Source organism: Novosphingobium marinum, from assembly GCF_013408095.1.
GTDB lineage: Bacteria > Pseudomonadota > Alphaproteobacteria > Sphingomonadales > Sphingomonadaceae > Novosphingobium > Novosphingobium marinum.
Genome location: NZ_JACBZF010000002.1, coordinates 553,322 through 571,186, shown reverse-complemented (window position 1 = coordinate 571,186; position 17,865 = coordinate 553,322). Strand labels below are relative to the sequence as shown.

The window sequence follows — 17,865 nt, the reverse complement described above, 5'->3', positions numbered from 1 at the left end:
CAGCGCGCAGTCAGCCGCGCCCGACCCAGCTTTTCATCAGCAGGTGCGCGATCGCGTAGGCCGGCGGTGCGGTGAACGCACGGCCCGGCCCGCCGCGTTCCTCGGCCTCGAGCGCCTCGACCACGTCGGCCCGCTCGAACCAGCGCGCGTCTTCCAGTTCGGTCTCGTCGACAACGATTCCGGGATCGTCGGCATGCGCGAAGCACCCGATCATCAGCGAGGACGGAAACGGCCAAGGCTGGCTCGCGACGTATTCGACATCGCGGACTCTCACCCCCGCTTCCTCCAGCGTCTCGCGCATGACGGCTTCTTCCAGCGATTCGCCCGGTTCGACGAAGCCGGCGAGTGCCGAATAGAAACCTTTCGGAAAGCGCGGCTGACGCCCCAGAAGCACCCGCCCCTCGTGCTCGACGAGCATGATCGTGACGGGATCGACGCGCGGGAAATGCTGCGCGCCGCAGCTCTCCGACACACAGGTGCGCTGCCAGCCCCCCTTGCCGATCTTCGTCTCGCTGCCGCAGCGCGCGCAGAAGCGGTGCCGCGCGTGCCAGTCGCACAGGCTGCGCGCACCGCCGAACGTCGCAAGGTCCGATTCGCCGAGCATCGCCATCGCCGAGCGCATCTCGCGACTTGCCGGTCCGGGATCGCCGCCGAGCGACGTCGGAACCTGGGCGAAGCACGCGCATTCCCCGTCGAGCCCGAGAAAGACGAGGTCGGCATCGTCCGCTGCCTCCGCGAGTGTCCCCCATTCGAGGCTTCCTTCGGTCGAGACCACCGGCGACAGGCCGTTCATGCGCAGCAGGCGCGCGCGCGGATTGATCAGGCCGGAGAGCCTTTCCGGGTCGGCGCGGACGTGATCGGCCCGGTCTATGCGGGATCCGGCAAAGGCGATCGAGACGTTCATGTATTCCTTTCGGCCAGCCGCATGACGTCGCTGCGTAGCGCGTGCTGGAATTCGTTGAGGATCGGCAGGGCGTCGGGCGGCATGAATTGCAGGAATATCGAGGAACGCAACCCCCGGCTGACGTCGACCATGCCGACCGTGCCGGCGGCACCTGCCCAGCCGTAGATGCCTGCCTCCTCCCCGATCCCGACGCGGCCTCCTGCTCCGAAATCGCTTTTCGGCATCATCAGCGCGGGGCCTTCCACCCCAGCGGGGAGCAGGTTCGAGGTGCCGAGCCGGACTGCCTCGGCCGGCATCACCCGCGTGCCGTCGATTTCACCCAAACCCGCGAGCATGCGCAGGAACCTGTCGTAATCGCGGGGGCTGGAGACGAGGCCCGAACCTCCGAAGGGAAATGCCGGTTCGTCGAGGAAGATCGAATTGCCCGGCTTGTCGAACGGGATGAGCCGTCCCGCGAACATCGCGTGATTGGTCGCGAGCCGGTGCGCCTGCGACCGGGGTACGCGGAACCACGTGCTCGTCATTCCCGTGGGTTCGAAGATGCGCTCGTGCAGGAAGCGGTCGAAGGGCGTGCCGCCGACGACCTCGATCACCCTGCCCAGGAGGTCGAGGCCGAGCGAATAGCTCCACTTCGTGCCCGGCTCGTAAACCAGCGGCACGTCGGCGAGGCGGTCAGCGAACAGCTTGAGGCTGCCAACGGTGGCGCCGCGAAATATGCCGGGCAGCTTTATCCGCGCGATCTGTCCGGCGACGAGTCCCTTTTCCTCCATCAGCGCCCTGATCGGGCCTTTCTGGATGATCGTGTAGCCCAGTCCCGAGGTATGGGTGAGCAGGTGCCGGATCGTGATCGGAGTGCGAGCGGGCCTGACGTCGGTCACCGACCCGTCGGGCGTCGCCTGCACCTTCATCTCGCGGTACTGCGGCAGGATCTCGTGAAGCGGCTGGTCGAGCCCCAGCCTGCCTTCCGCGATCAGCATCATAGTCGCCATGCCGGTGACCGGCTTGGTCATCGAATAGATGCGGAAAAGGCTGTCGGCGCCGATCGGATCGGGATCGGTGAAGCCCTCGCTGCCGCGCGCGACGTACTGCGCCTCGCGTCCCGGCAGGCCGAGCGATGCGACAATGCCGGGAAACTTGCCCGGCCCGACCCACCGCTCGATCACCTCGGTGACGGCGGGCAGCAGGTCCGCATCGCTCCTCGCCAGCGCAAGCCGCGGCGCGGCAAGGACGCCCAGCCCCGCCAGCAGCGAACCGCGAACGAAGGCGCGCCTGTCTGTCTCGGTCTGCACGATGGTCATGCCATTTCCTCTCGCTGCGACAGCGCCAGCCGCGCCGCCTTTGCGAACAGCGTTGGCAGGCCGGCGTTCCCGATGTCGGCGACCGGCCACCACTCGCCGTCGCCTTCCGGTTGCGCCCGGGTATGGAGCGTCATCAACGCCAGTTCGAGCGCAAAGTGCGTGAAGCCGTGCTGAACGCGTCCCGCCGGTTGCCAGTCGCCCGGCAGCGGCGGCTCTCCCGAGCCGTCCTCGCCCGCGTGCCATCCGTCGTCCGGGAAGGCGCGCATCCCGCCCAGCATCCCCTTGCCCGGCCGGCGCACCAGCCAGACCGCGCCGTCGCGCTCGATCCAGAAGCAGCGCCCCTGCCGGACAGGCTTGGCTCGCTTCGGCGCCTTGACCGGGAAGCGCGCGGGATCGCCCTCGGCACGGCCTGCGCAATGCTGCGACAGCGGGCAGAGGAGGCAGGCCGGGTCGCGCGCGGTGCACGGGCCGGAACCGAGATCCATCATCGCTTGTGCGAAGTCGCCTGCGCGCTCGTCCGGCGTGATCGCATCGGCGGCCTCGCGTATCGCGCTCCGCGCACCGGGTAGCGGATCGGAAATCGCGAACAGGCGGGAAACCACCCGCTCGACATTTGCATCGATCACCACAGCGCGTCGCCCGAACGCGATCGCCGCCACCGCCGCTGCCGTGTACGCACCAATCCCCGGCAGCTTGCGCAATCCGTCCTCGTTATCGGGAAACGAGCCGCCCCGCGCCGCCACCTCGCGTGCGCAGGCGACGAGATTGCGGGCGCGCGCGTAATAGCCAAGCCCGGCCCAGGCCGCCATCACCTCGCCCTCGTCCGCCGCCGCCAGCGCCTCGACCGTCGGCCAGCGCGCGGTGAAGTGCTCGAAATAGGGGCGCACGGCTTGCACGGTCGTCTGCTGCAGCATCACTTCGGACAGCCAGACGCGATAGGGCCCGGGCGCTGCCGCGCCGGGACGCGCGCGCCAGGGCAGGTCGCGGGCATGCTCGTCGTACCAGTCGAGCAGACGCCGGGCGATCCCCGTGGCCGACCCGGTGGCCAAAACGGTTGTCGAACTGGCATCCATGCCGACGCTATGGCATTGCTGCCGCCGCAATGGAACGGGATCGCGAAAGCAGGAAGGGCAAGCCCGGCGCGCGCCGCTACGAGCGGCCGCGCGGCGGCCCCGCGCGCTCGATCAGCGAACTGATGCCGGAGATCGGCCGCACCGCCTTTCGCCGCTTCGGCTTCGTGCAGTCGAGTGTCGTCACGCGCTGGCCGGAGATCGTCGGGCGAGAGCACGCGCGCGTGTGCGTCCCCGAATCGATCCGCTTCCCTCCCGGCGAGAAGAGCGAAGGTATCCTCCAGCTCGTCGTGCTTCCCGCGCACGCGCCGCTGATCCAGCATGTCGTCCCCGAGATCGTCGAGCGGGTGAACCGCTTCTTCGGGTACAACGCGGTGGCTCGGGTCAAGCTTCGGCAAGGACAGGTTAAGGCGCCCCCTGCTGAGGAAAAGCGGGCTGCGCCGCCGTCGCTCAAGCCGGTTCCTGTGGAACTGGGCGATAGTTTGCGCGATATCGGCGATCCCGAACTGCGCGCAGTGCTCGAATCGCTGGCGCGCAGCATGGGCTCGAAAGGACAGGACTAGGACATGCGCTTCTTTCCCATCGCCGCGATCTGCGCGGTCGCTGCCATATCCGTCGCCGCGACGGACGAGCCGCACGCGAACTGGACCGCGACGGTCAGCGTCGCCGAAAGCGGCACGCACACGCTCGGCAACCCGGAAGCGGCGGTGAAGGTGACCGAATACGTCAGCTACACCTGCCCGCACTGCGCCGATTTCCAGATCGAGTCCGAAGCGCCGCTGCGCCTCGCCTACGTACAGCCGGGCACGGTCTCGCTGGAAGTGCACCACCTGCTGCGCGATCCTGTCGATCTTGCCGCCGCGCTCCTGACCAATTGCGGCGAGCCCGAGGGCTTCTTCCGCCGCCACAACGATTTTCTCGGCAGCCAGGAGCAGTGGCTGCCGAAGATCCAGTCCGCCAGCACGCAGCAGCGCCAGCGCTGGAGCGAAGGCCCGGTACCCCAGCGCATGCGCGCCATCGCCGCCGATTTCGATTTCTATTCGATCATGGAAGCGCGCGGCTTCAGCCGTACCCGGACGAACGAATGCCTTGCCGACGAAGCGACGATGAAGAAGTTGCTCGACCAGACGCAGAGCGCCATCGAATCGGGTGTGCAGGGTACGCCCAGCTTCGCGATGAACGGCGTGGTCCTCGAAGGCACGCACACCTGGCAGGGCCTGAACCAGGCCATCGATGCCGAAATCAAGGACTGATCGCTCCGTAAATCGCCGATTTCTGTGGAATTCTCCCGCCCGGACCGCCCGGTCCGCTTCCGGAGCACACCGGGCACGCCTAGCCTACCTCACTTCACCGAAGGACATGCCATGACCCGCTCGCGTTTCCGTTCCGTCTCATCCGGCCTGCTCGCCGCGCCGCTCGCCCTTGCGCTGGCGGCGTGCTCGGGTGGCACCGAGGCCGGGGAGACAACCGCCGCCGCAGGTGAGCCGATTGCCGAAATCGCGGCTCCCGAAGGGCAGACGTGGAGCGAAACGGTCTCGCAGACCGAGGGCGGCGGCTATCTCATGGGCAATCCGGAAGCTCCGCTCAAGCTGGTCGAGTACGGTTCGCTGACCTGCTCGCACTGCGCCGACTTCGCCGAAGCGAGTGCCGAGGGACTGCGCCAGATGGTCGACAGCGGTCGTGTCAGCTTCGAGATGCGCAATTTCGTTCGCGACCCCATCGACCTGACCGCCGCGCAGCTTACCCGATGCGGCGCGCCCGAAAGCTATTTCGCGCTGACCGACCAGGTCTTCGCCTATCAGCCCCAGATGTTCGAGCAGGTCCAGTCGGCGGGCGAAGGCGCCTTCTCCAGCGCGGTCGAACAGCCGCCCGAGCGGCGCGGCGTGGCGATCGCGCAGATGGCAGGCCTGATCGACTTCTTCGCGGCGCGCGGAGTTTCGGCCGATCAGGCGCGCCAGTGCCTGTCGAATGCCGAGGCGGCATCGCAGCTTGCCCAGCAGGCACAGGACCAGGGCGAGCAGTTCAACATCACCGGCACGCCGACCTTCTTCCTCAATGGCAGCAAGCTTGACATAAACACCTGGAACGAGGTGAAGGCCCGCCTCGAGAACGCCGGGGCGCGATAGGATCGCGCGGATGACGGCACGGTAACGCCCCGATGCGCATCAAGCGGCTCAAGCTCAGTGGTTTCAAGAGCTTCGTCGAGCCCGCCGAACTGCGCATCGAACCGGGCCTGACCGGGGTCGTCGGCCCCAACGGCTGCGGCAAGTCCAACCTCCTCGAAGCGATCCGCTGGGTCATGGGCGAAAGCTCGCCCAAGTCGATGCGCGGCGGCGGGATGGAGGACGTCATCTTCGCCGGGACCGAGAGTCGCCCGCCCCGTGCCTTCGCCGAAGTCGTGCTTTCGGCGGAGACCGACGCGCGTGACGACCTCGAGGTCGTCCGCCGGATCGAGCGGGGCGCGGGCAGCGCCTATCGCGTCAACGGAAGGGACGTGCGCGCCAAGGACGTCTCGCTGATCTTTGCCGATGCGGCGACCGGCGCGCATTCGCCCGCGCTGGTCAGCCAGGGCCGCATCGCCGCCGTCATCGCGGCAAAGCCCGCCGAACGCCGCCAGATGCTGGAAGAGGCAGCAGGCATCGCCGGGCTCCACGCGCGGCGCAAGGACGCCGAACAGAAACTGCGCGCGACCGAGGCGAACCTGTCGCGGCTCGAGGACATGATGAACGCGCTCGATACGCAGATGGCGACGCTCAGGCGGCAGGCGCGCGCGGCGGAGCGGTACAAGGCGCTGTCCGATAGGATAAAGCTGGCCGAAGCGCGGCTCGTCTTCGCGCGCTGGCGCGATGCGGCGGCGGCGGCGGACGCGGCGCGGGCCGAGGCGAAAGCCTCCGATGCTCGCGTGGCAGAGGCGCAGGGTTCGGTGAAGACGGCTCAGGATGCGCAGGCCGCAGCGGCGAAGCGGCTGGCCGATGCGCGCGAGGAGCTTGCCGACCGCCGCGACGATGCCAGTGCGCACGGACATCGCATGGCGGCGCTTTCCAGCCAGCTCGAGGCAGCGGAAGAGAAGCTCGCCGACCTGGAGCGGCAACGCACGCGGCTTGAGGAAGACCGGGGCGATGCCGACCGCCTGACCCGCGATGCCGCCGGGGCGTTGCAAAAGCTGGAAGTCGAAGTCGCCGAGGGCGAGAAGCGGCTTGCCGAGGACGAGGCCCGTCGTCCCGCCCTTGCCCGTGCGCTCGAGGATGCGGAGCGCGCGGCACGCGCGGCCGAACTGGCGCTGGCGCAGGCGACGGCGGAACAGGCCGGGGTCGAGGCCGAGTGGCGAATCGCCGAGTCCGAAATCGGTTCGGCAGGGGCGCGTGTTGACCGGATCGCGCAGGAGAAGGCGCGGATCGAAGCCCGGCGCGAGGCGCTCCGCTCAGAAGGCGATCCGCAGGAAGCGGTCGAGGACGCACGATCCAAGCTGACTGCCGCTGAGGCCGCGCTCGAGCAGGCGCGCGCTGGCCTCTCCGACCTGCAGGACCGCAAGGCACGGCTCCAGTCGGATCGCGACGCCGCGGCCTCGGAGCTCGCCTCCGCACGTGCCGACCTCGCCGGGATCGAACGCGAACACTCGGCCCTGAAACGCGACCGCGAGGCGAGGGCGAAGCAGGCGAATGCGAAGCACGGCTTGCCGCTCGCCATCGACCGGGTGCGGGCCGCTCCCGGCTACGAACGCGCTCTTGCAGCCGTGCTCGGTCGCGATGCCAGGGCTCCGCTCGGCAAGCCACCCGAAGGCAGCGACGGGCGGTTCTGGACGGCGGCTCCGGTGCCGGGCGCGGTGCCCGACAGCATTGCGGCGCACGTCACCGATTGCCCCGACGAACTGGCGGCGCGGCTTGCGCTCGTCCACGTGGTCGATACCGACGACGGGCGCGCGCTTTCTCCGGGCGAGTGGCTGGTTACGCGAACCGGCGAATTGCGCCGGTGGGACGGCTTCGTCGCACGGGGCGAAGGCGCTGCCGAAGCCGCACGGCTCGAAGCGGAAAACCGGTTCGTCGAACTCGAGGCCGAGCTGCCCGCGCGCCGCGCCCGCGCCGAGGAGGCCGAGGCGCGGCAGGCCGAAGTGCAGCAGTCGCTCTCCGGCCTGCAATCGGCAATCGTCGCCGGGGACCGCTCCGTGGCGCAGGCAGCGGAGGAGGAACGCGGCGCCCTGCGGGCGCTCGACCGCGCCGAGGACGCGCTTGCCCGCCAGACCGCCCGCCGCGCCGAACTCGACGAGGCCGAGCGCGACCTTGCCGGGCGCAGCGAGCAGGCCGCCGAGGAACTGGCGGCGGCGCAAGCGAAACTCGACGGCCTTCCCGCGCCCGATGCCGGGCGCGCGGCCCTCGAAGCGGCGCAGGGAAAGCACGATGCCGCACGCGCCACCTTGCAGGCCTCCACCGCTTCGGTCGCGGCGCACGACCAGGCGCTGGCCGTCGCGCGCGAGCGCACGGCCTCGCAGCGCGCCGATATCAGGGGCTGGCAAACGCGCGCGGGCGATGCCGCCCGCCGCCTGTCCGAGATGGGACGCCGCTTCGACGAGATCGAGGAGGAACGCGCCATCGTCGCCGCGAAACCGGCATCGCTGATGCGCGAGATCGAGGCGGGCGATGCCGTTCGCGAACGGATCGCAAAGGAACTGGCCGACGCCGAAGCCGCGATGGCGCAGGCCGACGCGGCGGGACGCGAAGCCGACGCTTCGCTCGCCGAGGCCACCGAGGCGCTCGCCGGTGCGCGCGAGCATCGCGCCGCCGCCGCGACGCGCGCCGAGAACGAGGAGGAACGCCGCAACGAAATGAACCGCATCGCGGGCGAACGCTTCCAGTGCCCGCCGCCGGTCCTGCCCGAACGATACGCTTTCGCCTCCGCCGACGTCTCGGGCGCGCCGGAGGAATCGGCAGCGATGGACAAGCTCGTCGCCGACCGGGAGCGGATCGGGCCGGTCAATCTCGTCGCCGCGGACGAACTTTCCGAAGCCGAGGAAAAGCACGGCCAAAGTCTTGCCGAGCAGGCCGAACTTACCGAGGCGGTGCATCGGCTGCGCGGCTCGATCGGCAACCTGAACCGCGAGGGGCGCGAACGCCTGCGCGCCGCGTTCGAGGCAGTCGACGGGCATTTCCAGCGGCTCTTCACGCGGCTGTTCGAAGGCGGGCGGGCGCATCTGGCGCTCATCGATTCGGACGATCCGCTGGAGGCAGGGCTGGAGATATATGCCCAGCCACCCGGCAAGCGGCTCCAGTCGCTCACCCTGCTTTCGGGCGGCGAGCAGGCGCTGACGGCAGTCGCGCTTATCTTCGCATTGTTCCTGACGAACCCGGCGCCGATCTGCGTGCTGGACGAGGTCGACGCGCCGCTCGACGATGCCAACATCGAGCGGTTCTGCGACTTGCTCGACGCGATGGTGAGGGAAACCGAGACGCGCTACCTCATCGTCACGCACAACGCCGTGACGATGAGCCGGATGCACCGCCTGTTCGGCGTCACCATGGTCGAAAAAGGCATTTCGCGCCTCGTCAGCGTCGACCTCGGCGAAGCGGAACTGCTCGCCGCCGAGTAGCCGTCAGTCGAGCACGAAGCGGGGTCCCGGCCCCGCCGCGCCCGCCCGGTCGTCCTTGTTGTAGAGCTGGCACTTCGACAGGCTGAGACAGCCACAGCCGATGCACTGGTCGAGCTTGGTTCGCGTCAGTGTCAGAAGCTGGATCTTTGCGTCGAGCTGCTTGCGGATCGATCGGCTGACCTTCTGCCAGTCGGCCACGGTCGGCGTGCGACCCTGCGGCAGCCTGGCAAGTTCAGTCTCGATCTCGGCAAGGCCGAGGCCCAGCTTCTGCGCGATCAGGATGAAACTGATCCGCCGGATGTCGGAGCGCATGAAGCGGCGCTGGTTGCCCTTCGTGCGAAGTGCCTGGAGCAGCCCCTTCTCCTCGTAGAAACGGATCGCCGAAACCGCCACGCCAGTGCGCCTGGCAAGCGTGCCGATGGTGATGAAACGGTCTTCGGGCATCGGTTTCCCACAATTGCTTGACCTCAACTTAGCTTGAGGTTGCACATTGCACAAGCGCGGTGATTCGCCGCGTGCAACGCCAGTGTTGCAAACTGATGAATCGAAAGGAGAACGGGAAGTGGCAAAGGGCAGACTGGAGCATGCAAACCTGACCGTGAGCGATCCCGACCGCTCGGCAGAGCTGTTGAAAAAACTGTTGGGATGGCGTGAACGGTGGCGCGGTCCGGCGATGAACGGCGGCGAGACGATCCACGTCGGAGAGGATCTCGACTACATCGCGCTCTACACCGATCGCCAGCCGCACGAGCGCTTTTCCAAGGGCGCCCCGCTCAACCACCTCGGCCTGCTCGTCGACGACATCGACTTGGCGGAGCGCACGGTGATCGAGGCCGGGCTGGAACCGTTCAGCCACGGCGACTACGAGCCCGGCCGGAGGTTCTACTTCTTCGACTGGGACGGGATCGAATTCGAGGTGGTCAGCTATGAATGAGCCGATCCTCACCCGCCCGATCTTCGGTCCCGATGGGCAAAGCGAGCCGCGTGAGCCGGGAACCGCGCCCAAGCCGAAAGCACGTCGCTTGCCGATACCGCTACGTCCGGTAGGCTGGGGCCATGCTTCATGACCGGTACCGCACCCACCTGATCCGAGTCGCCGGCGCGCTGGTGCTTGCGGTGACGACCGTCGCTGCGGCGCCGGTCACCGGAGGCGACCGCCCCTGGCTCGATGCCGGGCCGATGCGCCCCATCGCTTCGCAAGACGGCACCACCGACCCTGCGGTGCGCGGCGTCTGGCGATCGCGTGGCTACGGCTGGGTGCTCGACATCGGCGAAACGGGCGCAATCCGCTATCAGGAAGGCAATGCCTGCTACCGTCCTGCCGGAACCGGGGGTCCGCAAAGCGAGATGGACTCTACCCGGTATCGCTGGTTCAGGATGCTGCCGGACGGAGATACCGCAATCTTCCAGTTGCTCGAAGGCGACACGAACGTCGTTTTCGACCGGATCGAGGCGCTGCCTGCGGGGTGTGCTTCCCCTGCCGATACCTCGCCGCAGGCCGTTGCGGCGGCTTTCCTCGATCACTTCGAGCGGCATTATGCCTTCTTCGACCGCCGTCCGCCCGGTTTCGCCGGGCGCGCGGCAAGGCTGGAGGGCACGATCCGGCCCGGCATGACCGACGTGCAGCTGTGGAAAGCGCTTGCCTCGTTCATGGACGGCCTGTCGGACAGCCACACTAAGCTGATCGGGACGGTCGGTGGTGAGCGCCGCCGCATACAGGACGGTCAGGGCAAGATCCTGCCGCGCATCCGCGAAAGCGAGGGCGGCGAGAGCGCGTGGCTTTCGGCGCTGATCGCACAGACGAAGGAGAGGCTCGGCCCGACCTCGAAAGTCGACGGGAACGGGCGCATCGTGTGGGGCACCATCGACGACCGCATCGGCTACCTGCAGCTATTCGTGATGGGCGGCTTTACCGACCGCGAGGACTTTGCATCCTCCGGCTGGGCGCGGGCCGAACATGCCGAACTCGACCGCATTCTGGACGAAGCGCTTGCCTCGTTCGCGGGGCTCGATGCGGTGATCCTGGACCTTTCGAACAATCGCGGCGGCTGGGACCGCGTCGCCAAATTGCTGCCTGCGCGCTTTACGAGCGAACCATTCATCGCCTTCACCACACATGCGCAAAACTCGGGGCAGGCCCCCTTCCCGCACGAGATCGAACCGGTAGAAGGTCCGCGATTTGCGGGGCCAGTCTACCTGATGACCAGCGACGTGACGGTCAGTGGCGGAGAACTGGCGACGCTTGCCTTCCGGCAACTGCCGCAGGTCGTGCAGGTCGGCATGCCGACGCGCGGGGCGTTCTCGACGCCGCTGCCCAAACCCCTGCCCAACGGATGGCTGCTCGAACTCTCGAACGAAACCTTCGCCGCGCCCGATGGCGCGGTTTACGAGGAACGCGGCATTTCGCCGGTGGTCCCGCTCGACATCTACCCGCCCGACGATCCGGTGGGCGGGCACTGGAAGGCGGTGGAGTACGTGGCCGAGATGGCGAAGCGGCGCGCGGACTAGCGAGCGCCCGTCCACTTTTCGGCCGTTCGTTCGATATCGAGGGGCAGGTCGCAGGCGCGGCACAGGGCAAGCGCCTCTTCCTCGCCCCCGTGCTGCCAGGTCTGCCAGTGCTCGGGCATCAGGACGACGGGCATCCGGTCGTGCACGTCGATCATTTGCGCGCAGGAATCGGTCATCACCATCGAGTAGGCATCGCCCCATTCGGCGGTGGGACGCCACAGTCCGGCGACGGCGAACGGCTCTCCGCCGCCGAGCGAGTACCAGGTCCGCGTCATCCGGCCGCGCTCCCCTTCCGCCTCGGCCCATGCGCTTACCGGGATGAGACAGCGGCGGGCGCGGAAGCTGGGCGCCCAGAAGCCGCCGGTCAGCTTGTCCTCGCGCGCGTTGTTGACGGGCCTGGGCTTGAGCGGCTGCCCCTTCCTGCCCTTGAGCACCAGAGGGAAACCCCATGTCATCGCCCGCGCCCGCCCCTCGGCGATGACAACGCCCGGATAGCCTGGGTAGACTTCCTCGCCGAAGTTCGCGCCCCTGTCGGGCAGGGCATCGAACAATTGCGCGACCTCGTCGATGCCGCGGGTCATTCGGTAGAGATTGCACATCGCCTCAGGCCCCCGCGTTGCCCACGACCCAGCAGGCAAGCGCCATCAGCAGCCCCGCGAAGCGATTGGACCGGAAGCGCGCAAGCGGATTGTCCGGATCGTCCTGGTCGAGCGTTGCAACCTGCCAGAAAAGGTGCAGCGCCACGGGTGCGAGCGCAAGCAGCGCCACCCAGTCCGGCCGGAGCAGCCAGAAGGACAGCGCCCACAGGACGACGGCGCCGAGGTAGAACAGCGCAACACCGGCGCGTACCCTGCCGCCGAGACGCAGCGCGCTCGAACGGATGCCGACAAGCGCATCGTCCTCGCGGTCCTGAAGCGCGTAGATCGTGTCGTAGCCGATCACCCAGAACACGCAGCCGGTATAAAGCGCCGCCAGCGCGTCCCAGTCCGCGAGCCGCACCTCGGTCCAGCCGACGAGCAATCCCCACGAAAAGACCAGGCCCAGCCACGCCTGCGGCCACCAGGTGATCCGCTTCATGAACGGATAGGCGGCCACCGCAGCGAGGCTCGCCAGCGCCACCAGTTGCGCCTGCCAGCGCAATTGCAGCAGCACCACGAGGCCGACGAGGCTGAGCGCGACGAGCCAGACCCATGCCTGCCTGCGGCTTACCGCGCCGCTGGCGACCGGGCGCGATGCGGTTCGCGCCACTTTGCGGTCAAGGTCTGCATCGACGATGTCGTTGTACACGCAGCCCGCACCGCGCATCGCGATGGAGCCGAGAAGCAGCCAGAGCACCAGCGCCCAGCGATCCGCGCCCCCTGCCAGCAGCACGCCCCACGCACACGGCCAGAACAGCAGCCACCAGCCGATCGGCCTGTCGAACCGGGCAAGCAGCGCGTAGTTGCGAATGCCTCCGGGCAAGGCCGCGACGATGCCGCGATGCTCAGTATCGGGAACGATATCGGGTGGATCAGCGGGCCGGGCCATCGCCTGCGGGCATAGCGCCGCGCCCGGTCCTGGGCTAGGGGAGACTATGCCCGCAACCCCTGCATGGCCCCCCCGAAGCGCGCCGCGCCTGTTCGTACCCGGTCCGCTGGCCGAGGGCGCCGCCGTCGACGTCGAGGGTAGTCAGGCGCATTACCTTTCGCGCGTGATGCGCGTGAAGGAAGGCGACGCGGTCATCCTCTGCGACGACATGACCGGCGAGTGGGAGGCCGCGGTCGCGGCTGCCGACAAGCGCTGCGTCGTGCTGAACCCCGTGCGCAGGCTGCGCGAGCGCGAGCAGGTGCCCGACTTCTGGCTGCTGCCTGCACTCCTCAAGAAGGATCGCTTCGACGTCTTGCTCGAAAAGGCGACCGAGCTGGGCGTGAGGACGATCCGGCCTGTGCTGGCGCGGCGCTGCGTTGCCGACAAGCTGAATCCCGGCCGCGCTCGCACGATAGTGACGGAGGCAGCCGAGCAATGCGCGCGCACCGCGCTCCCCGAACTTGCCGGGCCCGCAAAGCTCGATGCGCTGCTGCGCGACTGGCCCGGAAATCGCGCGCTGTTCTTCGCCGACGAGCTGGGCGGCGAGCCCGCCGCTTCGGCCTTTGTCGCACACGATGGACCAGCCGCGCTGCTCACCGGCCCCGAGGGCGGCTTCGACGACGAGGAGCGCGAGGCGGTGCGCGCGTTGCCGCAGGCCCGCCCGATCTCGCTCGGCCCGCGCATCCTTCGCGGCGAGACGGCGGCGATCGCCGCGACCGCGCTTTGGATGGGGTGTGCGGGGGACTGGCGCAATTAATGCTGGCGCAAGCTTTCACGCTTCCCTAACCGGGCCGCGATGAGCACGCGCAAGGCCTCGGACAACGACGATCCGGTCATCGAGGGGATCGAACAACTGGCGCAGCCGATGGCGGCCGGCGAAAAGCCGCGCGAGGACTGGCGCATCGGCACAGAGCACGAAAAGCTCGTCTACTGCCTCTCCGACAAGCACGCGCCGTCCTACGACGAACCCGGCGGGATACGCGACCTGCTCTGCGCGCTAGAGGAATTCGGCTGGCACACGGTCGAGGAAGACGGGAAGGTCATCGCCATGGCAGGCGAGGACGGGACCGTCAGCCTGGAACCAGCCGGCCAGCTCGAACTGTCTGGCGCGCCGCTCGAAACACTGCACGAAACCTGCGCCGAAACCGGGCGCCACCTGACGCAGGTAAAGGCCATCGGGGAACGCACCGGCAAGGGCTTTCTCGGCCTCGGCATGTGGCCCGACAAGACGCGCGAGGAATTGCCGGTGATGCCCAAGGGGCGCTACGGCATCATGCTGCGCCACATGCCGCGCGTCGGATCGATGGGCCTCGACATGATGCTGCGCACCTGCACCATCCAGGTCAATCTCGACTATGCGAGCGAGGCCGACATGGCGCAGAAGTTCCGCGTCGGCCTGGCGCTGCAGCCGCTGGCGACCGCGCTGTTCGCCAACTCGCCCTTCACCGAGGGCAAGCCCAACGGCTTCCTATCCTATCGCAGCCATATCTGGTCGGACACCGACCCGCACCGCACCGGCATGCTGCCCTTCGTGTTCGAGGACGGTTTCGGCTACGAGCGATACGCGCGGTACATGCTCGACGTGCCGATGTACTTCGTGTTCCGCGACGGGCGCTACATCGATGCGGCGGGCCAGAGCTTTCGCGATTTCCTGCGCGGCGAACTCCCCGCGTTGCCGGGCGAGCGCCCGCGCATGTCCGACTGGAACGACCATTTGTCGACCGCCTTTCCCGAAGTCCGGATGAAGAGCTTCCTCGAGATGCGCGGAGCCGACGGCGGGCCATGGAGCCGGATCTGCGCGCTGCCCGCGCTGTGGGTCGGCCTCCTCTACGATCAGGCGGCGCTCGACGCGGCCTGGGACCTCGTGAAGCACTGGTCGATCGACGAGCGCGAGGACTTGCGCAACGCCGTGCCGAAGCTGGCGCTCGATGCACCCGTGCCGGGTGGCGGCACCTTGCGCGACCTGGCGCGCGAGGCGCTGACGATCGCGCGCGGCGGCCTCAAGGCGAGAAAGCGACTGAACACGGGCGGCGACAACGAGACGGGCTTCCTCGAACCGCTCGACGAGATCGTCGCGAGCGGCAAGGTCCCGGCCCGGCGCCTGCTCGACAAGTACCACGGCGAATGGGGCGGGGACATTTCCCGCGTCTACGAGGAAAGCTTCTGAGGCCTACTCGGCGGGCTGAAGCTGCGGCCCGCGCGGACGGAACGCGCGCATCGCTTTCGAAAGGCCGCGCGTAATCACGGCGTTTTCGGCCATCCATGCATGGTATTCGCGGTACTTCGGGTCCTCGGACAGGAGATGCGCTTCCTCGGTCTTCGCGCGCCAGAAGTAGACCGCGCTCACCATAGCGAGGATCGTGGTGTTGCGCACGACGTCTACCAGCGAGCCGCTCGTGGCGAAGAAGGGCATGGTCGCGCACCACCAGAAGAGGTTCTTCGACAGGTAGGCCGGATGCCGCGTGAAGCGGTAGGGGCCGTTGGTGATGACGCCGCGATAGGTCAGGTTCGAAAAACGGATGCCGAAGATGACGGTCGCCCACGCGTATATCGCAGTCAGGAATACGAGCAACGCTCCCCACGCCCACAGGACCATGTCGTGTCCCTGCAGCCAGTACGCCCAGTCCGACGTGTTCGGATGGTAGTTGAGCGGGCCGCCATCGCCCATCAGGATGAACGGCGGGTAGCAGATCAGCGCCGCCACCCATCCGCCGAGAAACGGGTTCGCGCTCCTAATCTGGGCGTCGAGCGGCTTCATGGTCAGAAGGTACCCGACCATCGCGATCTGCACGTCGATCACGAAAAGCAGCTCGATGAGCGCCCAAGAAAGCCGGACCGGCTCGAACGGGATCGAGGCGAGATCGAGGTTGACGAGGTTGATCCACCCGATGGGCAGGATCGAGATCATGAAGGCGGTGAAGAAGCCCTTCACTGCCCAGCTGCGGAAATGCGCCTTCACCGCTTCGATGTCGTAAGGCTCGCGCCCCACGAGCATCGCGCCGAAATGCCATGCCCCGTCGCGCGGATCGACGAGCCGGCGGTCGAGCCACACGACATATGGCACCGAAAGCAGGAACAGCGGCACCGCCGCCGCGCCGATCACTTCCATCGCGAAGAGGTACTGGTCGCGCCAGTACCAGCGCGCCACGCAGTACAGGAAACCGATGATCGCCCACGTCGCCCAGAGGCCCGCCAGCTTGGTGATCGATATGTCGAGCGTCGCCGGCGCGGCGCGGGGCCTGTCCCAGTCGATCCCGGTCGAGGCGCGCCTGTGCACCTTGTCGACGAGGATCGACCAGGCGACCATCGGCACAGCGGTGAAGAGCAACGTGGCCAGCGAGGAATAGGGTCCGGCAAGCGGCTCGCGCGGTCCCGGCAGGCCGAAGGCGTCGGCGATGCCCGGCCAGTTGCGGCAGATCGCCAGCCACGCGAACATGCCGAGCAGCCCCGCCAGGCCCACGCCAGACGAGACGTCGCTGGCAGGTCTGGGGCCGGCGTGCTCCACCCTGTCCGGCTGGTCCTCGACGTTCATGCGCCGGGACTAGCCGGAAAAGGTTAATGCCCGCGAAACGCCTTGCGGCAGCGCGACCTCAGCGGAACGCGGTGATCCGCCCGCCGTCGTCGAGGATGTAGAGCGTACGGTTCGCGACGATGGGCGGGAGCGACACCGGATCGTCGAGGCGGACGACCGGCGTGAAAGTGCCATCGGCCACCGCGGCATATCCCACCTGTCCGCGCGAATTCGCCATCCAGAGCTTGTCACCCGCAAGCACCGGGCCCACCCAGAAGATCGGGTCGTCCTTGTCCTTGGGATCGCGGTAGCGGGCAAGCTGGGTCAGCCAGCGCACCTTGCCGCTGCTGCGCGCGATGGCAAGGAGCTGCGCATCGTCGGTCAGCGTGAAGATCCAGTCGCCCGCGACCGCCGGGGTCGAGATGCCGGCGAGGTTAAGTTCCCAGATCCGCTGGCCGGTCACCAGCTCGTACGCCGCCATGCGTCCGCCCTGGCCCAGCGCGTAGACGCGGCCCTGGTCGATGATCGGATCGGCATCGACGTCGGTCAGGCTGCCCACCTCGGTCGAGATCGAGGTCCGGGCCAGCGCGTCCGACCAGAGCTGGCGCCCGTTCTCGTAGCGATAGGCGACGAGTTCGCCGGTGCTGTAGCCCGCGATCACCGTGCCCTGTCCCGCCGCCGGAGCGGCGACGCCGAAGACGCCCGCCTGACCCAGCGAGCCCGATTCGCTCCACAGTTGCGTGCCGTCCGCGATGTTGAGCGCGTGCAGCTCGTTGTTCTGCGTCATCACGTAGACAGCGTTGAAGGCGATGGTCGGAGACCCGCGCAGCGGCCCTGCCGGCTGCACCTTCCAGATCTCGTTGCCGGTATCGGCTTCGAGCGCCGCAACCGTGCCGAGGCCGGTGGTGACGTAAAGGCGGCCATTGTCGAAGCTGGCTCCGCCGCCGAACGCCGACGACGCGTTTCCGCCCGAACCGCGCAGGCTGCGCGACCACAGCCGCGCCCCGCTCTGCGCATCGAAGGCATGGACCTCGCCGTCGGTATCCATCGCGAAGAGCTTTCCGCCGCCGACGACGGGGGACGCGGCGAGACGCTGCTTGTTGCTGGCGCCCGAGATCGAGGCGGTCCACGCGCGCTGCGGAGCGGGAGCCAGGGCAAGGTGGCCATAGCTCTTGTCGGCGGTGCCGCCAGCCTGCGGGAACGATTCGTTGGCCTGCTCGGGCGGGAGGATCACCGAGACCGTCGCCAGCGTCGGATCGACCTGAGCACCCGATTCGATACGCGACAGGATCGGAACGCGCTCACCGACCGTGGGCGTCTTGGGCTTGTCCTTACCGCCGAACACGCCGCAGCCCGAAAGGCCGAGAGCGATCGCCAGGGCCAGCGGGACGGAGAGACGGCGTTTCATCGGTACTCGCGAATTCATT

Annotated in this window: 16 protein-coding genes; 8 read left to right on the top strand and 8 right to left on the bottom strand. The window is 68.1% G+C overall.

The features are described from left to right. Nucleotides 1–10 precede the first annotated feature (10 nt). The 3 genes from nudC to FHS75_RS07520 are packed head-to-tail and all read right to left on the bottom strand — an operon-like array spanning nucleotide 11 to nucleotide 3,275. Entirely contained in the window at nucleotides 11–904 is an 894-nt protein-coding gene (gene nudC / locus FHS75_RS07530) for an NAD(+) diphosphatase (RefSeq protein WP_179407063.1), read from the bottom strand. Continuing rightward, nucleotides 901–2,202 (bottom strand): serine hydrolase domain-containing protein, encoded by a 1,302-nt coding sequence (locus tag FHS75_RS07525; protein ID WP_179407062.1) that lies wholly within the window; start codon nucleotides 2,200–2,202, stop codon nucleotides 901–903. Before FHS75_RS07525 ends, nudC begins: the two co-directional genes overlap by 4 nt. Further along, a complete protein-coding gene (locus tag FHS75_RS07520; RefSeq protein ID WP_179407061.1) occupies nucleotides 2,199–3,275 on the bottom strand; it encodes an A/G-specific adenine glycosylase in 1,077 nt (358 codons plus the stop codon). The genes FHS75_RS07525 and FHS75_RS07520 overlap by 4 nt, the downstream gene beginning before the upstream one ends. A 29-nt stretch (nucleotides 3,276–3,304) precedes the next feature. Here FHS75_RS07520 and FHS75_RS07515 point away from each other — a divergent pair, with 29 nt between their 5' ends. The 4 genes from FHS75_RS07515 to FHS75_RS07500 all read left to right on the top strand — a co-directional run bounded on the left by FHS75_RS07515 (nucleotide 3,305) and on the right by FHS75_RS07500 (nucleotide 8,853). Further along, nucleotides 3,305–3,835 (top strand): DUF721 domain-containing protein, encoded by a 531-nt coding sequence (locus FHS75_RS07515; RefSeq protein ID WP_179407060.1) that lies wholly within the window; start codon nucleotides 3,305–3,307, stop codon nucleotides 3,833–3,835. Between the two features lie 3 nt (nucleotides 3,836–3,838). Then, on the top strand, nucleotides 3,839–4,525 hold the full coding sequence (locus FHS75_RS07510; RefSeq protein ID WP_179407059.1) for a thioredoxin domain-containing protein: 687 nt from the start codon (nucleotides 3,839–3,841) through the stop codon (nucleotides 4,523–4,525). Between the two features lie 111 nt (nucleotides 4,526–4,636). After that, nucleotides 4,637–5,398, top strand: a complete 762-nt coding sequence (locus FHS75_RS07505) for a thioredoxin domain-containing protein (RefSeq protein WP_179407058.1) — start codon at nucleotides 4,637–4,639, stop codon at nucleotides 5,396–5,398. A 32-nt stretch (nucleotides 5,399–5,430) separates the two neighbouring features. After that, nucleotides 5,431–8,853: a chromosome segregation SMC family protein gene (locus tag FHS75_RS07500; RefSeq protein WP_179407057.1), complete on the top strand. Its 3,423-nt coding sequence runs from the start codon at nucleotides 5,431–5,433 to the stop codon at nucleotides 8,851–8,853. A 3-nt stretch (nucleotides 8,854–8,856) separates the two neighbouring features. Here FHS75_RS07500 and soxR read toward each other — a convergent pair whose 3' ends face one another. After that, nucleotides 8,857–9,297: a redox-sensitive transcriptional activator SoxR gene (soxR, locus tag FHS75_RS07495; RefSeq protein ID WP_179407056.1), complete on the bottom strand. Its 441-nt coding sequence runs from the start codon at nucleotides 9,295–9,297 to the stop codon at nucleotides 8,857–8,859. A 118-nt stretch (nucleotides 9,298–9,415) separates the two neighbouring features. On the opposite strand from soxR, the gene FHS75_RS07490 reads away from it, so the two are divergent. Both FHS75_RS07490 and FHS75_RS07485 read left to right on the top strand, forming a co-directional pair. Continuing rightward, nucleotides 9,416–9,787, top strand: coding sequence for a VOC family protein (locus FHS75_RS07490; protein ID WP_179407055.1), 372 nt, complete (start codon nucleotides 9,416–9,418; stop codon nucleotides 9,785–9,787). A 122-nt stretch (nucleotides 9,788–9,909) separates the two neighbouring features. Further along, nucleotides 9,910–11,361: a S41 family peptidase gene (locus tag FHS75_RS07485; protein WP_179407054.1), complete on the top strand. Its 1,452-nt coding sequence runs from the start codon at nucleotides 9,910–9,912 to the stop codon at nucleotides 11,359–11,361. Here FHS75_RS07485 and FHS75_RS07480 read toward each other — a convergent pair. Together FHS75_RS07480 and ubiA are read right to left on the bottom strand one after the other, a co-directional pair. Next, entirely contained in the window at nucleotides 11,358–11,960 is a 603-nt protein-coding gene (locus FHS75_RS07480) for an SOS response-associated peptidase (RefSeq protein WP_179407053.1), read from the bottom strand. The genes FHS75_RS07485 and FHS75_RS07480 overlap by 4 nt on opposite strands. Nucleotides 11,961–11,964: 4 nt before the next feature. Continuing rightward, nucleotides 11,965–12,888, bottom strand: a complete 924-nt coding sequence (gene ubiA, locus FHS75_RS07475; RefSeq protein WP_179407052.1) for a 4-hydroxybenzoate octaprenyltransferase — start codon at nucleotides 12,886–12,888, stop codon at nucleotides 11,965–11,967. Nucleotides 12,889–12,934: 46 nt separating this feature from the next. On the opposite strand from ubiA, the gene FHS75_RS07470 reads away from it, so the two are divergent. Both FHS75_RS07470 and FHS75_RS07465 read left to right on the top strand, forming a co-directional pair. Continuing rightward, complete coding sequence (locus FHS75_RS07470) at nucleotides 12,935–13,684, top strand: 16S rRNA (uracil(1498)-N(3))-methyltransferase (protein WP_179407051.1); 750 nt, start codon at nucleotides 12,935–12,937, stop codon at nucleotides 13,682–13,684. 39 nt (nucleotides 13,685–13,723) lie between these two features. Continuing rightward, entirely contained in the window at nucleotides 13,724–15,094 is a 1,371-nt protein-coding gene (locus FHS75_RS07465; protein ID WP_179407050.1) for a glutamate--cysteine ligase, read from the top strand. Nucleotides 15,095–15,097: 3 nt separating this feature from the next. On the opposite strand, the gene FHS75_RS07460 is transcribed toward FHS75_RS07465, so the two are convergent. Further along, nucleotides 15,098–16,459: a methyltransferase family protein gene (locus FHS75_RS07460; RefSeq protein ID WP_179407049.1), complete on the bottom strand. Its 1,362-nt coding sequence runs from the start codon at nucleotides 16,457–16,459 to the stop codon at nucleotides 15,098–15,100. 58 nt (nucleotides 16,460–16,517) lie between these two features. After that, the gene (locus FHS75_RS07455; protein WP_179407048.1) at nucleotides 16,518–17,864 is read right to left on the bottom strand and encodes an outer membrane protein assembly factor BamB family protein; all 1,347 of its coding nucleotides are present in this window, start codon (nucleotides 17,862–17,864) and stop codon (nucleotides 16,518–16,520) included. Nucleotide 17,865 lies beyond the last annotated feature (1 nt).

Coding starts and splice junctions, on each gene's coding strand:
- FHS75_RS07520 (WP_179407061.1), bottom strand. CDS start 3,275: ATGGATGCCAGTTCGACAACCGTTTTGGCCACCGGGTCGGCCACGGGG.
- nudC (WP_179407063.1), bottom strand. CDS start 904: ATGAACGTCTCGATCGCCTTTGCCGGATCCCGCATAGACCGGGCCGAT.
- FHS75_RS07470 (WP_179407051.1), top strand. CDS start 12,935: ATGCCCGCAACCCCTGCATGGCCCCCCCGAAGCGCGCCGCGCCTGTTC.
- FHS75_RS07480 (WP_179407053.1), bottom strand. CDS start 11,960: ATGTGCAATCTCTACCGAATGACCCGCGGCATCGACGAGGTCGCGCAA.
- FHS75_RS07500 (WP_179407057.1), top strand. CDS start 5,431: ATGCGCATCAAGCGGCTCAAGCTCAGTGGTTTCAAGAGCTTCGTCGAG.
- FHS75_RS07525 (WP_179407062.1), bottom strand. CDS start 2,202: ATGACCATCGTGCAGACCGAGACAGACAGGCGCGCCTTCGTTCGCGGT.
- FHS75_RS07510 (WP_179407059.1), top strand. CDS start 3,839: ATGCGCTTCTTTCCCATCGCCGCGATCTGCGCGGTCGCTGCCATATCC.
- FHS75_RS07515 (WP_179407060.1), top strand. CDS start 3,305: ATGGAACGGGATCGCGAAAGCAGGAAGGGCAAGCCCGGCGCGCGCCGC.
- FHS75_RS07465 (WP_179407050.1), top strand. CDS start 13,724: ATGAGCACGCGCAAGGCCTCGGACAACGACGATCCGGTCATCGAGGGG.
- ubiA (WP_179407052.1), bottom strand. CDS start 12,888: ATGGCCCGGCCCGCTGATCCACCCGATATCGTTCCCGATACTGAGCAT.
- FHS75_RS07505 (WP_179407058.1), top strand. CDS start 4,637: ATGACCCGCTCGCGTTTCCGTTCCGTCTCATCCGGCCTGCTCGCCGCG.
- soxR (WP_179407056.1), bottom strand. CDS start 9,297: ATGCCCGAAGACCGTTTCATCACCATCGGCACGCTTGCCAGGCGCACT.
- FHS75_RS07460 (WP_179407049.1), bottom strand. CDS start 16,459: ATGAACGTCGAGGACCAGCCGGACAGGGTGGAGCACGCCGGCCCCAGA.
- FHS75_RS07455 (WP_179407048.1), bottom strand. CDS start 17,864: ATGAATTCGCGAGTACCGATGAAACGCCGTCTCTCCGTCCCGCTGGCC.
- FHS75_RS07485 (WP_179407054.1), top strand. CDS start 9,910: ATGCTTCATGACCGGTACCGCACCCACCTGATCCGAGTCGCCGGCGCG.